Annotated in this window: 13 protein-coding genes; 9 read left to right on the top strand and 4 right to left on the bottom strand. The window is 73.7% G+C overall.

Annotated features, from left to right (window positions below):
- The first annotated feature begins 46 nt into the window (after positions 1-46).
- The 4 genes from C892_RS0108230 (at position 47) to C892_RS0108215 (ending at position 3,923) form a co-directional block, all read left to right on the top strand.
- Complete coding sequence (locus C892_RS0108230; protein ID WP_017556803.1) at positions 47-886, top strand: SDR family NAD(P)-dependent oxidoreductase; 840 nt, start codon at positions 47-49, stop codon at positions 884-886.
- A 51-nt stretch (positions 887-937) separates the two neighbouring features.
- Positions 938-1,879 carry an AurF N-oxygenase family protein gene (locus C892_RS0108225; protein ID WP_017540029.1) on the top strand — a complete coding sequence of 314 codons (942 nt, stop codon included), beginning with the start codon at positions 938-940 and terminating at the stop codon, positions 1,877-1,879.
- A gap of 110 nt (positions 1,880-1,989) precedes the next feature.
- A complete protein-coding gene (locus C892_RS0108220; protein WP_017556802.1) occupies positions 1,990-3,603 on the top strand; it encodes a flavin-containing monooxygenase in 1,614 nt (537 codons plus the stop codon).
- Positions 3,600-3,923, top strand: a complete 324-nt coding sequence (locus tag C892_RS0108215) for a DUF4873 domain-containing protein (RefSeq protein WP_017540027.1) — start codon at positions 3,600-3,602, stop codon at positions 3,921-3,923. Before C892_RS0108220 ends, C892_RS0108215 begins: the two co-directional genes overlap by 4 nt.
- Before the next feature lie 151 nt (positions 3,924-4,074).
- On the opposite strand, the gene C892_RS0108210 is transcribed toward C892_RS0108215, so the two are convergent.
- Positions 4,075-5,196, bottom strand: a complete 1,122-nt coding sequence (locus tag C892_RS0108210) for an adenosine deaminase (RefSeq protein WP_026124224.1) — start codon at positions 5,194-5,196, stop codon at positions 4,075-4,077.
- Positions 5,197-5,431: 235 nt separating this feature from the next.
- On the opposite strand from C892_RS0108210, the gene C892_RS0108205 reads away from it, so the two are divergent.
- Positions 5,432-6,775, top strand: a complete 1,344-nt coding sequence (locus C892_RS0108205; protein ID WP_026124223.1) for a four-carbon acid sugar kinase family protein — start codon at positions 5,432-5,434, stop codon at positions 6,773-6,775.
- A gap of 34 nt (positions 6,776-6,809) precedes the next feature.
- Here the strand turns inward: C892_RS0108205 and C892_RS0108200 are convergent, their stop codons facing one another.
- Complete coding sequence (locus C892_RS0108200) at positions 6,810-8,081, bottom strand: MFS transporter (protein ID WP_017556800.1); 1,272 nt, start codon at positions 8,079-8,081, stop codon at positions 6,810-6,812.
- 159 nt (positions 8,082-8,240) lie between these two features.
- On the opposite strand from C892_RS0108200, the gene C892_RS28680 reads away from it, so the two are divergent.
- On the top strand, positions 8,241-8,624 hold the full coding sequence (locus C892_RS28680; protein WP_026124222.1) for an ArsR/SmtB family transcription factor: 384 nt from the start codon (positions 8,241-8,243) through the stop codon (positions 8,622-8,624).
- On the opposite strand, the gene C892_RS0108190 is transcribed toward C892_RS28680, so the two are convergent.
- Positions 8,566-9,645, bottom strand: coding sequence for a Gfo/Idh/MocA family oxidoreductase (locus C892_RS0108190; RefSeq protein WP_026124221.1), 1,080 nt, complete (start codon positions 9,643-9,645; stop codon positions 8,566-8,568). The two genes, C892_RS28680 and C892_RS0108190, sit on opposite strands and share 59 nt — an antisense overlap.
- Positions 9,646-9,909: 264 nt before the next feature.
- On the opposite strand from C892_RS0108190, the gene C892_RS0108185 reads away from it, so the two are divergent.
- Positions 9,910-10,230 (top strand): hypothetical protein, encoded by a 321-nt coding sequence (locus C892_RS0108185; protein WP_239647308.1) that lies wholly within the window; start codon positions 9,910-9,912, stop codon positions 10,228-10,230.
- The gene (locus C892_RS0108180) at positions 10,227-10,538 is read left to right on the top strand and encodes a hypothetical protein (protein WP_017556799.1); all 312 of its coding nucleotides are present in this window, start codon (positions 10,227-10,229) and stop codon (positions 10,536-10,538) included. The genes C892_RS0108185 and C892_RS0108180 overlap by 4 nt, the downstream gene beginning before the upstream one ends.
- Positions 10,539-10,608: 70 nt before the next feature.
- Here C892_RS0108180 and lon read toward each other — a convergent pair whose 3' ends face one another.
- Entirely contained in the window at positions 10,609-13,029 is a 2,421-nt protein-coding gene (gene lon, locus C892_RS0108175) for an endopeptidase La (RefSeq protein WP_017556798.1), read from the bottom strand.
- Positions 13,030-13,408: 379 nt separating this feature from the next.
- On the opposite strand from lon, the gene C892_RS0108170 reads away from it, so the two are divergent.
- Positions 13,409-14,803 (top strand): ABC transporter substrate-binding protein, encoded by a 1,395-nt coding sequence (locus C892_RS0108170; RefSeq protein ID WP_017556797.1) that lies wholly within the window; start codon positions 13,409-13,411, stop codon positions 14,801-14,803.
- Positions 14,804-14,810: the final 7 nt, after the last annotated feature.

The following is a 14,810-nucleotide window of genomic DNA, read 5'->3' as shown; positions in this document are numbered from 1 at the left end:
AATGCTCGTTGTAACGTTCCGGCAAGACATGTGGAGGAGATCACATATGCCCCGATCCCCCCTGGGCGCCCTGAACGGCCGGCGCGTGCTGGTCACCGGAGCCTCCGGCGCCTTCGGCTCGGCGTCCCTGCAGGTGCTGCGGCACCTGGGCGCCGAAGCGGTCGGCCTGGACCGCAAGCCCGACGACGCCGGCCGGGTGCTCGCCTGCGACGTGACCGACGAGGACGCGGTCCGCCGCGCCGTCGGCGCCGCGACCGAGCGGCTGGGCGGGCTCGACCGCCTGATCCACTTCGCCGGGGTGGGCCCGGCCGTGGACGTGGGCGCCATGCCCGACCAGTGCGTCCGCGAGGCCCTGGAGGTCAACCTGCTGGGCACCTGGCGGGTCACCGCCGCGGCGCTGCCCGCGCTGCTGGCCGACCGCGGACGGGTGGTCGTCACCGCCTCGCTGCTGGCCGGGCTCCCGCTGCCCTTCGCCGGGGCCTACACGGTCTCCAAGCGCGCCGTCACGGCCTACGCCGACGCGCTCCGCGCCGAGTACGGCACGCACATCGGGGTCACCACCGTGCACCCCGGCTACGTCGACACCCCCATCCACGACGACTCCCGCGCCGCGGGGGTGTCGCTGGACGGACTGGTGCCCGCCGAGCGCCTGCGCGACACGGTGCTCGCGGTGCTGCGCGCGGCGGCCGCGCCCCGCCCCGCGCGCGACGTCGCCTCGACCGCGCTGGGCAGCGCCGCCCTGCGCCTCACCCGGCACGCCCCCGGACTGGTCGACCGGGTGGCCGCCGTCGAGATCGCCGACCTGGTCCGCGAGGGCCGGCTGGCGGGCGGGGAGATCGCCCGCGGCCTGCACGAGCGGCACGGCGTCCCGATGCCCCCGGGCTAGAACACCCCCTGGCCGCCCGGCCTTTCGCCCGCACCCCGAAGGAGAACCGCCATGACCGTGCAGGCCGATCCGAAACCGACCGTCACCGACCGCGAGGACATCGCCAAGCGGCTGCTGCGCTCCTCGGCCAAGGCCTCCTACGACCCGCTCGTGGAGATCGACTGGGACGCGCCGGTGGACAAGGACCGCTACGCCATCGCCCCGCACCGGGTCTCGCTCTACGGCACCGAGCTGTGGGACCGCCTCTCCGAGGACCAGCGCAAGGAGCTGAGCCGGCACGAGGTCGCCAGCATCGCCTCCATCGGCCTGTGGTTCGAGACGATCCTCATGCAGATGCTGATCCGGCACGCCTACGACCGCGACCCCACCACCAACCACGTCCAGTACGCCTACACCGAGATCGCCGACGAGTGCCGCCACTCGGTCATGTTCGCCAAGATGACCCAGAAGCTGGCGGGCCGCCACTACCGGCCGGACTTCATCACCCACAACCTGGGCCGGGTGTTCAAGGCGATCTCCAACGGCCCGCTCACCTTCGCCGGTGCGCTGTTCGTCGAGGAGATCCTCGACCAGCTGCAGCGCGAGGGCATGGTGGACGAGACGCTGGACCCGCTGGTGCAGGCGGTCTCCCGGATCCACGTGGTGGAGGAGGCGCGGCACATGCGCTACGCCCGTGAGGAGCTGATCCGGGACTGGGACAGCCACGGCGCGGTCGCCAAGGCCTACAGCCGCTTCGTGCTGGGCCTGGTCGTCTACTTCTCCGCGACCCGGCTGATCAGCCCCGAGGTGTACCGGTCCGTGGGGCTCGACCCCAAGGAGGCGGCCCGCGCGGCCCGGCGCAACCCCCACCACATCGACACCAAGACCTGGGCGGCGCGCAAGGTGGTCGCCACCTTCGACAAGGCCGGCCTGCTCGCCGGGCCCGCCAAGTACGTCTGGCGCCGCGCCGGGCTGCTGGGACGCAAGGGCGCCCCCGCCGCCGTGGCGGCCTGACGCCCCTTGGAGCCGCCGGCCCGCGTGCCTTTCGCGCCTGAGCCCGCGGGCCGGCTTCCCCTCTCCCCTCCCTCCCCAGCACCCCGCAGCGCCGAAGGGATTTCTACGACGTGACCGAGAACGAGACCACGGCGTCCCATTTCCGGGTGGCCGTCATCGGCTCCGGGTTCTCCGGGATCGGTATGGCCGCCCGCCTCAAGCGCGCCGGCCTCAAGAGCCTGGTCCTGCTGGAACGCGCCCACGACGTCGGCGGGACGTGGCGGGACAACACCTTCCCCGGCGCCGCCTGCGACGTCCCCTCCCACCTGTACTCGCTGTCCTTCCGGCTCAACCCGGGCTGGTCGCGCACCTTCTCCGGGCAGGAGGAGATCCACGCCTACCTGCGGCAGGTCGCCGAGGAGGAGGACGTCTACCGCCACGTGCGCTTCGGGCACAGCGTCTCCGGCGCCTACTGGGAGCCCGAGGCCAACCGGTGGCGGATCGAGTGCGAGGGGCGGCCCACCGTCACCGCGCAGTTCGTGATCAGCGCCTGCGGGGCCCTGGCCGACCCCTCGGTCCCCGACATCCCCGGGCTGTCCGACTTCACGGGCACCGTGTTCCACTCGGCCCGCTGGGACCACTCCCAGGACCTGACGGGGCGCAACGTCGCCGTCATCGGCACCGGGGCCTCCGCGATCCAGTTCGTCCCGCAGATCCAGCCGAAGGTGGGGCGGCTGGACCTGTACCAGCGGACGCCCCCGTGGGTCATCCCCAAGCACGACCGGAACGTGACCCGCCTGGAGAAGTGGCTCTTCCACAACGTGCCGGGGGCCCAGCAGGTGTTCCGCAAGAACATCTACTGGGGGCGGGAGTCCTACGTCCTCGGGTTCGTGAAGTACCCGGCGCTCATGAAGGGCGTGGCGGCGCTGGCCAAGAGCCACCTGCGGCGCCAGGTCGCCGACCCCGAGCTGCGCGAGAAGCTCGTCCCGGACTTCGTCCCCGGGTGCAAGCGCCTGCTGCTGTCCAACGACTACTACCCCTCGCTGGACCAGCCCAACGTCGACGTCATCACCGACGGGGTCGAGAAGGTCCGCGAGAAGTCGATCGTGGCGGCCGACGGCACCGAGCGCGAGGTCGACACCATCATCTTCGGCACCGGGTTCCACGTGACCGACATGCCGGCCGCCAAGATGGTGCACGACGCCGAGGGGCTCAGTATCTGGGACCGCTGGGGGGAGGACCTCGAGGCCCTCAAGGGCACCACGGTCTCCGGCTACCCCAACCTCTTCGTGCTGGCCGGGCCCAACACCGGCCCGGGGCACACCTCGCACGTGTTCTTCCTGGAAGCGCAGATGCGGTACGTGATGTCGGCCCTGCGCTTCGCCGCGCGCAACGGCGTGGACCGGCTGGACGCCCTGCCCGAGGCGCAGAAGCGGTACGCGTCGCGGATGCAGCACAAGACCCGCAACTCGGTGTGGGTCACCGGCGGGTGCGACAGCTGGTACCTCAACTCCAAGGGCCGCAACGTCACCCTGTGGCCCGGGTTCAGCTTCGAGTACGCGCTGCAGACCCTGCGCTTCGACCCGCACAACTACCGGATCCGCAAGGAGGCCCCGCGCCGGGTGCGCGGCGGTCCGGCCGCGGGTGCGGCCGGCCCCGCTGCGGACCGGACCGCTCAGGACGCGGGCGCACCGCAGGCGCCGGGAACCCCGCGCGCGGCCGAGCCCGAGGAGGTGGGCGCATGAGCGGCATGGGCGACGACGAAGAGGAGTACAGCGGTCCGGTGACCCTGCTCTTCGACGGCCGGCCGGTCGAGGCCGAGGCCTTCATCGCCGGCCACTTCGACCCGCTCACCGGCTCCTACGCCTGGGTGGGCCGGGTGTCCCCGCACGAGGACGTCGCCGCCGAGTACGCGGCCGGCAACACCTCGGTGCTGGTGCGCACCCCGGACGGGCACGAGGGGGCGGGAAGGCTCACCGAGCGGAACGTCTGGGGAGGCCACCGCCTCCAGGGCAAGGGCACCCCGCCGTTCGCGGTCCCGGTGGTCGATCCGGCGGACGACTAGGGTCCGCCCCACGGTCACTCCCCGGTGGCGCGGGGAGGCAGCGGGCGCCGGGCGGGTGGAGTGAAACGAAGGGGACCGTTCACCCGCCCGGCCGCCCGGTACACCCGGCTCTCCGGGGCCCGGGCCGCGCCCGGAGCCGCGGCCGCGCCCCTCACCAGGGGTCCTCCTGGCGGAAGAACGCGGCGCCCGCCGTCTCGGCGCGCAGCCGCGCGAAGCCCGGCTTGATCACCCGGTCGATCAGCTCCAGCCGCTCGTCGTGCGGGATGAAGGCCGACTTCATGGCGTTGACCGTGAACCAGCGCAGGGTCTCGGTCCCGTAGCCGAACTGCTCGCTCAGCCGGGCGAACTCCTCGGTCATCGAGGTGCCGTGCAGCAGCCGGTTGTCGGTGTTGACGGTGACCCGGAACCGCAGTCGGCGCAGCACCTCCACCGGGTGCTCGGCCAGCGAGGGCACGGCGCCGGTGTTGACGTTGGCGGTCGGGCACAGCTCCAGCGGGATGCGCTTGTCCCGCACATAGGCGGCCAGCCGTCCCAGCTTGGCGGTGCCGTCCTCGGCCACCGCCGCGTCGTCGATGATGCGCACGCCCTGGCCCAGGCGGTCGGCGCCGCACCACTGGATGGCCTCCCAGATGGAGGAGAGACCGAACCCCTCGCCCGCGTGCAGGGTGAGGTTGAAGTTCTCGCGGCGGATGTGGTCGCAGGCGCCCAGGTGCCGGGTCGGCGGGTAGCCCGCCTCGGGGCCGGCGATGTCGAAGCCGACCACCCCGGCGTCCCGGTAGCGCACCGCGAGCTCGGCGATCTCCTGGGAGTCGGCGGCCTGGCGCAGCGCGGTCAGCAGCAGGCGGACCCGGATCTCCTGCCCGAACAGGCGGGCCTTGGCCTGGCCGACGCGCAGCCCCTCCAGCACCGCGTCCACCACCTGCTCGCGGGTGAGCCCGGCCCGGGTGTGCTGCTCGGGGGCGATCTTGACCTCGGCGTAGACCACGCCGTCGGCGGCCAGGTCCTGCGCGCACTCGGTCCCGGCGCGCACCAGCGCGGGGGCGGTCTGCAGCAGGTCCAGGACCGGGTCCAGGCGGGCCAGCAGCTCCTCCTGGGAGCCGTGCGCGGCCGAGAACCACTCCTGCAGGCGGTCGGGGTCGGTGGCGGGCAGGCCCGGGTGGCCGCTCTCGGCGGCCAGGTCGACCAGGGTGCCGGGGCGCAGGCCGCCGTCCAGGTGGTCGTGCAGGAGCACCTTGGGCATGCGCCGGATGGTGTCGCGTGCGAGTCGAGTCATCGTCCTCCTTGGTGAAGCGTGCGGGAAAACCTCAGGTCACGTGCTTAAATTGCCCGAGAGTCTAGACCACCCGCGGCCGCGGACCCCCCTCCGGCGGCTGTGAGACGCCTCTCCCCCGCTCTCCTACCCGCGATCGGGGCGGCACCGTGCATGCCCGGCGGATGAGAGATTTGACGGGGGAGGAACCGGGGCGGCGCGGGGCCGCCCGGCCCAGACGCGCAAGGGAGCGTCCACCGTGGCTCGCATACTCGTCGTGGCCGACGACCTCACCGGGGCCAACGCCACCGGGGCCCGCTTCGCGCGGACCGGGATGCGGGCGGCCACGGTGACCCCGGAGCAGGTGGCCGCGGTGGCCGGCGAGTACGACGTGGTCGTGGCCAACCTGGACAGCCGCCACCTGACGCCGCAGCAGGCCGCCGACCTGGTGGCCGACGTGGTGGAGGCGGTCTGGCCGGTGGACCTGGTGGTCAAGCGGGTGGACAGCACGCTGCGCGGGAACGTGGGCGCCGAGGTGGAGGCGGCCTGGCGGGCGGTGCGCGAGCGGGTTCCCGAGCGCCAGGCGGTGCGGGCCCTGGCGGTACCCGCCTTCCCCGCCACCGGCCGGGTGACCGTGGACGGGGTACAGCTGCTGGACGGGGTGCCGCTGGAGGCCAGCGAGGTCGCCGCGGACCCGTTCTGCCCGATGGACACCGGCCTGGTCGCGCGGATCCTGGCCCGCCAGACCGACCTGGCGGTGCGGCACGTCCCGGCCCGCCAGGTCACCCGGGAGCTGCTGATGGCCGAGCTCACCGCCGGGGACGAGCCGATCGTGCTGTGCGACGCCGCCGACGAGGGGCGGATCGAGGACATCGCCGAGGCGGCCGCCGAGGCGCGGCGCACCGAGGGCGTGGTGTGGGTGTCGGTCGACCCGGGGCCGGCGGGGGCGGCGCTGGGGTACGCGATGCGGCTGCGCGGCCGGGCCGGGGCCCCGGGGCCGCTGCTGGCGGTGGTCGGCAGCGCCACCGAGCTGACCCGGCGGCAGCTGGAGACGGTCGCCCGCACCGGCCCGGTGCGGTTCGTGGACGTGGACCCGCTGCGGCTGGCCGACCCCGGCGACGCCCACGCCGAGGAGTTCGCCGAAGAGCTGCAGGAGCGGCTGTCCGGGGCGGTGTTCCCGGAGTTCGTGGTGGTGCGGACGCTCGCCCCGCCGGAGGGGGCGCCGGGGGCGGGCACGGCGCTGCGGGCGCTTCCCGGCCTGCTGGCCGGGGCGGTGGCCGCGGTGGTGCGCGGGGTGGAGGCCGACTCGGGGGCGCACGCGCTGCCGACCGGGCTGTATCTGACCGGGGGCGACCTGGCGGCGAGCCTGCTGGACGAGCTGGGCGTGCGCTCGTTCGCGGTGGCCGGGGAGGTGGTGCCCCTGGCAGTGCACGGCGTTCTCGGGGGCGGCCTGCTGGACGGGGTGCCCGCGGTCACCAAGGGCGGCCTGGTGGGGGACGCGACGACGGCGGTGGAGTGCTTCGGCCGCCTGCGCCGGGCGGCCCAGGCGCGGCTGCACCAGGTCAACGCCGAGGTCCCCGAGCACGTTCTGCCCAAGGCCTGAGGCGCCCAAGGCCTGAGGCGCTCCGGACCGGGCGTCAGCCGGTTCCGTGCGCCTCACCCGGCGCCCCGCCCCGCTCCGGGGACGCGGCCTTCGGCCCGGCCCTGAGCCCGAGGCCGCTCACCAGGGCCAGAGCGCACAGCGCGACCACGTACCCCACCACCGCGCCCCACCCCCAGGTGTCGTAGACCAGGCCGCCGAGCCACCCGAAGGCGCTGGAACCCAGGTAGTAGGCCAGGGTGTACAGGGCGGCGGCCTGGGCGCGCGCGAAGCGGCGGGCGCGGTGGCCCACCCAGGCCGAGGCGGTGGTGTGGGCCGCGAAGAAGAAGAACGTGAGCACCAGCAGGCCGGCGGCGACCGCGGAGAACGCGGGCAGCCGGAGCAGGGCGGCGCCCCCTGCCATCAGCGCCACGCACACGAGCAGCACCGGGTGGCGGCCGAACCGCTCGACGGCCCGCCCCACCGCCGCCGAGCCGACCGTCCCGGCCAGGTAGGCCGCGAAGAGGAAGGCCACCAGGGTCTGGGACAGGCCGAAGGGGGCGTCCATCATGCGGAAGCCCAGGTAGTTGTAGACGGTGACGAAGGCGCCCATGAGCAGCAGGGCGTGCGCGTAGAGGGCGAGCAGGCCGGGGTCGGCGACGGCGCCGCCGAGCCGGCGCAGCAGCCCGCCGCCGTCCGGGGGCCCGCCCCTGGCGCGCGGGCGCGGGACGAACCCCCGGGCGGGCGGGACGGCGATGAGGAAGGCCGCCAGGGCGGCGAGCGCGAGCAGCGAGTCGGCGCCCACGCCCCAGCGCCAGCCGCCGAGGTCGGCGACGGCGCCGGCGACCAGGCGGCCGGACATGCCGCCCACGGTGTTGCCGGCGATGAAGATCCCGGCGGCGCGGGACAGGTGCGCGGGGGCGATCTCTTCGGCGAGGTAGGCCATGGCGACGGCGGGCACGCCGCCGAGGAAGGCGCCCTGCAGGGCGCGCAGGGCCAGCAGGGACCAGATCTCGGGGGCGAAGGGGGCGGCCAGGCCCAGCACGGTGGAGACGGCCAGGGCGGCCGACATGGTCCCGACCCGTCCGAACCGGTCGGCGACGCCGCTCCACACCAGCACGCACGCGGCGAGGCCGGCGGTGGCGAAGGAGACCGAGAGCGCGACGGTGGACGCGGCGGCGGAGAAGTCGTCGGCCATCCCGGGAAGGACCGCCTGCACGGCGTAGAGCTGCGCGAACGTGGCGATGCCCGCGGCGGTCATCGCCACCGTGACCCGCCGGTACCCGGCACTGCCCGCCCGGTGCCCCAGGGTGTCCCGCCCGGCGGCCAATGACTCGTCCACTCATCCGACGTTAGACCGCGATCCCCTCCCCGGCCCACCCCGCCGGGGTCGGCCGGGAGGTATCTCACATCCGCTCACGCGGCTTCACACACCCCGCCCGGCGGCGGCGCCCGCCGTTGACATGCAGCCGCTATCAGGAGAACGAGGATGGACGAGGTATTCGAGGCTCTGGCCGCCCCCGGCCACCGCACGCTGCTGGACGGCCTCAACACCCGCAACGGCCAGACCCTACGCGAACTCTGCTCGGAACTGGACATAGCGCGCCGGTCGGTCAGCGAGCACCTGGCCCTGCTGGAGGCGGCCGTCCTGGTCACCACCGCCCGGCGCGGCCGGGAGAAGCTGCACTACCTCCACGCCGGGCCGATCAACGCCATCGCCGAACGCTGGATCAGCCGCTATGACCGCGAGCGGGCCCACGCGCTCACCCACGGCGGCGGGAGGGCGGACGGTCCTCCCCGACGGGCCTCGCCGTCTACTCCCCCGGGCGGACGGAGCGGTGCTCGCGGGCGCTCTTGCGGGCGGCCTCGATGACCTCCAGGCCGTGGATGACCTCGTGCGGCTCGACCGGGACCGGGTCGCCCTCGCCCACGGCCTCGCGGACGCCCTCGTAGAACGCGGGGTAGCAGCCGCGCTCGGAGGGGACGCGCCGGAGGTCGTCCCCGGCGCCGACCAGGCCCCAGGCCTCCTCCGGCTCGACGCCCCAGTCCTCCGCGGTCGGCTCCTCCCCCGCCGTCAGGCGCGCCTCCTGGGAGTCCATGCCCTCGATCGTGAACCCGGCCGCGTCGCCCAGCACCCGGAACCGGGGCCCGGGCCGCGCGGCCAGGGCGCCCATCCACAGGTGGGAGCGGACCCCGCCGCCGTGGGTGAGCGCGAGGAAGGCATCGTCGTCGGCGACCACCCCGGGGCGGCGGGCGTCCAGCTCGGCGTAGACGTGCTCGACGGGGCCGAAGAGGTTCACGGCCTGGTCGATCAGGTGCGGCCCCAGGTCGAAGAGGGTCCCGGCGCCGTCGTCGGCGGCACCCCGCTCGCGCCAGGTCCCCTTGGCCTCCGGGCGCCACCGCTCGAACCGGGACTCGAACCGGTGCACCCGCCCGAGGGCGCCCTCGTCGATCAGCTTCCAGAGGGTCAGGAAGTCGGCGTCCCAGCGGCGGTTCTGGTAGACGGTCAGCACGTGGCCCAGCTCCTCGGCGAGCTCGGTGAGCCCGCGGGCGCGGGCGGCGTCGAGCGCGAAGGGCTTGTCGACCACGACCGACATGCCGGCCTTCAACGCGGCCTCGGCGAGCGGGGCGTGTGTGTCGTTCGGGGTGGTCACCACCGCGATCTCGAACTCCGCGGCCCTGTTCCACAGCTCGTCCGCCGAAGCGATGACCTCGGTCCCGGGGTAGCGCCGGTGCACGGCCTCCTGGCGCTCGGGGTTCCCGGTCACCACGGCGGCGAGCCGCAGTCCGGGGGTGGCCTCGATGAGCGGCGCGTGGAACACCTCCCCGCCCTTGCCGTATCCGAGCAGTGCCACGTGCAGTTCCGGGCCGGAATGGGCGTTCGCTGTGGTCATGGGGCCAATCTAAGGGAGAGGGAGGCCCCGCCCGTACGGACGCCCGCCCCCGGATGCGGCCGTCGACGCGCCGGGGCCGCTCCCGGGCCTCCATGCTCCGCGGGGAAGAGGACGCAGTGCTGTGAACAGGCTCCGTCCGGATTCCGCGAACGCCGGACACCCCGTGTGCCGGACCGCTAGTGTCCTGCCGTCCTTGAAGAAGCGAGACGAAGGAGAGCGATGTCCGTACTGCTCGATCCGGACGATCGCGGTTACCGTGAAGACATGGACAAGCGCATCGGGTTCGGCAGCGTCTCCCCCTCCGGCCACGCACTCACCGTGCCGTCCGAGGTGTGGGCGGCATTGGAGCTCGACAACCCCGACGCGGTCGTCGAGTACATCGAGCGCGAGGGCGAGATCGTGCTCCGGCCCCGTGTCGCGGTCCACCCGGACGACGCCTGGTTCTGGAGCCCGGAAAGCCAGGCCGCCGAACAGGAGGCCGAAGAGGACCTCGCGGCCGGCCGCTACACGACCTTCCAGAACGAGGAGGAGTTCCTCGCCCACCTCGAGAAAGTGGCGGAGCACGGCCCCGAGGAAACCGGGTGAAGTTCCGTACGTCGAGTACCTTCGAGCGCCAGTTCCTCCGCCTTCCGGAACAGCATCGGGCCCAGTTCCGCCGGGCCGTGCACGAGCACTTCCTCCCCGCCCTCAAGGCCGGCGCTCTGACGGGTGACCCGCCGTGGCCGGTCCGCCTCCGCATCCACCGACTCCGTCGGCGGGAAATCTATACGCTCACCTGGAGTTTCAGTGGGCCCGACGGCCGGGCCACCTTCCACCTCGAGAAGGACGAGGACGGGGAGCCCCTCCTCGTCTGGCGCCGCATCGGCGACCATTCGATCTACAAGGACCCCTGACGGACGCCGAGGGGCCGCCGCCCTGCGCGGGCGGCGGCCCCGTTCTCGGCGGTCCGCCCCTGCGGCGCGGTCAGGCCGCCACCGAGTGGGCCTCCTCAGCGGTCGCGGCGGGCTCCAGGGCCAGGCGCAGCACCTCGCGGACGTCGGCCACGGGGTGGACGTCGAGCTCCGCGAGGACGTCGTCGGGGACCTCGTCCAGGTCGGGCTCGTTGCGCGCCGGGATGAGCACCGTGGTGATGCCCGCCCGGTGCGCCGCCAGCAGCTTCTGCTTGACCCCGCCGATGGGCAGCACCCGCCCGGTCAGCGAGACCTCGCCGGTCATGGCCACGTCGGAGCGCGCCGGACGGCCCGACAACAGGGAGGCCAGCGCCGTGGTCATGGTCACGCCCGCGCTGGGGCCGTCCTTGGGGATGGACCCGGCCGGGACGTGGACGTGCACGCCGCGGTCCTTCAGGTCGCCCACCGGCAGCTCCAGCTCCGCGCCGCGCGAGCGCAGGTAGGACAGGGCGATCTGGGCCGACTCCTTCATCACGTCGCCGAGCTGCCCGGTCAGGGTGACCCCGCCCGCCCCGGACTCGGGGTCGGCCAGGGAGGCCTCGACGAAGAGAACGTCCCCGCCGGCGCCGGTGACGGCCAGCCCGGTGGCCACCCCCGGGACCGAGGTGCGCTCGGCCGACTCCGGGGTGTGCCGGGGCCGCCCGAGGTAGCCGGTCAGGTCCTCGGCACCGACGGCCACCGGCAGCCGCTCCCCCTCCAGGGCGTCCTGCGCGGCGATCTTGCGCAGCACGCGGGCGATGGACCGCTCCAGGCCGCGCACCCCCGCCTCGCGGGTGTACTCGGCCGCCAGCCGGCGCAGCGCCCCGTCCTCGAAGGCGACCTCGCCGCCGTCGAGCCCGGCCTTGTCCAGCTGCCGGGGCAGCAGGTGGTCCCGGGCGATGGAGACCTTCTCCCGCTCGGTGTAGCCGTCCAGCTCCACCAGTTCCATCCGGTCCAGCAGCGGCCCGGGGATGGTCTCCAGGGTGTTGGCGGTGGCCAGGAAGACCACGTCCGACAGGTCGAGGTCGACCTCCAGGTAGTGGTCGCGGAAGGTGTGGTTCTGCGCCGGGTCGAGCACCTCCAGCAGCGCGGAGGTGGGGTCGCCGCGGAAGTCGGCGCCGACCTTGTCGATCTCGTCGAGCAGCACCACGGGGTTCATCGAGCCGGACTCGCGGATCGCCCGCACGATGCGGCCGGGCATGGCGCCCACGTAGGTGCGCCGGTGGCCGCGGATCTCGGCCTCGTCGCGCACGCCGCCCAGCGCCACCCGGGTGAAGGTGCGGCCCATGGCGCGGGCCACCGACTCGCCCAGCGAGGTCTTGCCGACGCCGGGCGGGCCGACCAGGGCCAGGACGGCGCCGCTGCGCCGACCGCCGACCACGCCCATCCCGCGCTCCTCGCGGCGCTTGCGCACCGCCAGGTACTCGGTGATGCGCTCCTTGACGTCGTCGAGGCCGGTGTGGTCGTCGTCCAGGACGCCGCGCGCCCCGGCGATGTCGTAGGAGTCGTCGGTGCGCTCGTTCCACGGCATGTCGAGGACGGTGTCCAGCCAGGTGCGGATCCACCCGGACTCGGGCGAGGAGTCCCCGGCGCGCTCCAGCTTGTCGACCTCCTCGAGCGCGGCCTTGCGGACGTGGTCGGGCAGGTCGGCGGCCTCGACGCGCTCGCGGTAGTCGTCCTCCTCGCTGCCGGGCCGCCCGTCGAGCTCGTTGAGCTCCTTGCGGATGGCCTCCATCTGGCGCCGCAGCAGGAACTCGCGCTGCTGCTTGTCGACGCCCTCCTGGACGTCCTTGTCGATGGTCTCGGCCACGTCCAGCTCGGCCAGCGCCTCGCGGGTCCACTCGGTCAGCCGGCGCAGCCGCTCGGCGACGTCGTAGGTCTCCAGCAGCGCCAGCTTCTGGTCGGTGGTCAGGAAGGGGGAGTAGCCGCCGCGGTCGGCCAGCCGGGCCGGGTCGTCGGTCTGCTGGATGGTGTCGATGGCCTGCCAGGCGCCCCGCTTCTGCAGGTAGGAGGCGGCCAGGCCCTTGTACTCGCGGGCCAGCTCGGTCACCTTGCCGGGGTAGCCGCCCTCAGGCGCCTCGTCGGTGTGGACCTCGGCCGACACCCACAGCGCCGCGCCGGGGCCGGTGGTTCCGCTGCCGACGCGTGCGCGGCCGGTTCCGCGGAGCACGGCGGCGGGATCGCCCTGGGGCGTGCGGCCCACCTGCTCGACGACGGCCACCGTGCCGGTCCCGGTGTGGGTTCCGTCGATGCGCGGAACGATCAGCACCCGCGGCTTGCTCTGGGAGCGGATACCGGGGACCTGGGCGCCGTCGTCGTGTCCGGCGCGCGCGGCGTCGATGGCGGCGCGGACCTCCGAATCGGAGATGTCCACCGGCACGACCATGCCGGGGAGCACGACGTCGTCGTCGAGGGGGAGCACCGGCAGGGTGACGCCGGTCTGCGCTTCAGTCATCGGACCCTCCTTGTTGAGTCACTATCACTCAATAAACAGGAGTCCGGTTTTCTTCCCGGGTGCGTGTTCGCCGTGAGCGATCACCCGAGCGGCCGCGCGGAGACCGGCGCACACCCCGGTGAACCGGCGGCGCCTCCGCGCTCTTCCCTGAGGGGCGGCGCCATCCCCCGCCCGCGCCACGCTCGGTATGCGGTCGACCGACCACAAAAGGATCATCCGATGAGTGTGACCCGCACCACTCCCCCACACCCCGCCCGACCTGCACCGTAACTGAACCGTTGCGGACAGGAACCGGCCCCGCTCTGGACATCGGGGTCTACGGCGACTTGGATCAGGGGTCCCGGTCTATACCAGTTCCGGGCGTCCATGGAGGTGCTGCATGGCCCCGACCCCGACGACGACGTCCCCGCCCGCGCGCCGCCCGGCCCCGGCGGCCGCGCGCAGATCCGCCCGGGCGGCCGGAGCCGCCCTGCTGCCCCTGGCCCTGCTGGCCTCCGGCTGCGGCTACCTCGCCGGGGAGCAGGGCGGCGGCGCCGACCCCGGATCGGCCGCCTGCGAGCCCTACGCCCAGTGGCAGGACATCGGCGGAACCGTGGAGATGTACGGCCCCATCCGCGAGGAGGAGGGCGAGCGGCTCCGGCAGGCCTGGCAGGAGTTCAGCGACTGCACCGGGATCGAGATCGCCTACGAGGGCAGCGGCGACTTCGAGGCGCAGATCCAGGTCCGGGTGGACGGCGGCAACGCCCCCGACATCGCGATCTTCCCCCAGCCCGGCCTGCTCGCCCGGTTCGTGGACTCCGGCGACGCGCTGCCGCTGCCCGAGGGCGCCGCCGGCCTGGCGGAGGAGGGCTGGAGCGAGGACTGGCTGTCCTACGTCGAGCACGACGGCGAGCTGTACGGCACCCCGCAGGCCTCCAACGTCAAGTCGCTGGTGTGGTACTCGCCCGCGGTGTTCTCCGAGAACGGCTACGAGACCCCGCAGAGCTGGGACGGGATGACCGACCTGTCCGACGCCATGGCCGAGGACGGGATGAAGCCCTGGTGCGCCGGGATCGAGTCCGGCGAGGCCACCGGCTGGCCGGCCACCGACTGGCTGGAGAACGCGGTCCTGCGCGAGCACGGGCCCGAGGTCTACGACCAGTGGGTCGAGCACGAGATCCCCTTCGACGACGAGCGCATCGTCGACGCCCTCGAGAGGGTGGACGGCATCCTGCGCAACCCCGACTACGTCAACGGCGGCCACGGCGGCGTGAAGTCCATCGCCACCACCTCCCAGCAGGACGCCGGGCTGCCGGTGAACGACGGCGAGTGCGGCATGTACATGATGGGCTCCTTCTACGCCGCCAACTGGCCCGAGGACACCGACATCTCCGAGGACGGCGACATCTACGCCTTCAACCTGCCCGCCATCGACGAGCAGGTCGGCACCCCGATCGTCGGGGGCGGCGAGTTCGCCGCGGCCTTCGCCGACCGCCCCGAGGTGGTGGCCGTGCAGGAGTACCTGGCCACGGTGGAGTTCGCCGACAGCCGCGCCTCCCTGGGCCGCTGGTTCTCCGCGCACCGCGACGCCGACCTGGAGCTGCTGGAGAACCCCATCGACCGGCTCTCCGCCGAGCTGCTCCGCGACCCCGAGGTGGTCTTCCGCTGGGACGGCGGCGACAACATGCCCGCCGCGGTCGGCGCGGGCACCTTCTGGCGCGGCATGACCGACTGGATCAACGGCAAGGGCACCGAGGAGACGCTCACCTACATCGAGAAGTCCTGGGACGATTAGGAGAGCG

It is taken from the genome of Nocardiopsis baichengensis YIM 90130, assembly GCF_000341205.1.
Lineage (GTDB): Bacteria > Actinomycetota > Actinomycetes > Streptosporangiales > Streptosporangiaceae > Nocardiopsis_A > Nocardiopsis_A halophila.
Note: the sequence above shows the minus strand (reverse complement) of the source record. Positions and strands in the feature narration are given on the sequence as shown.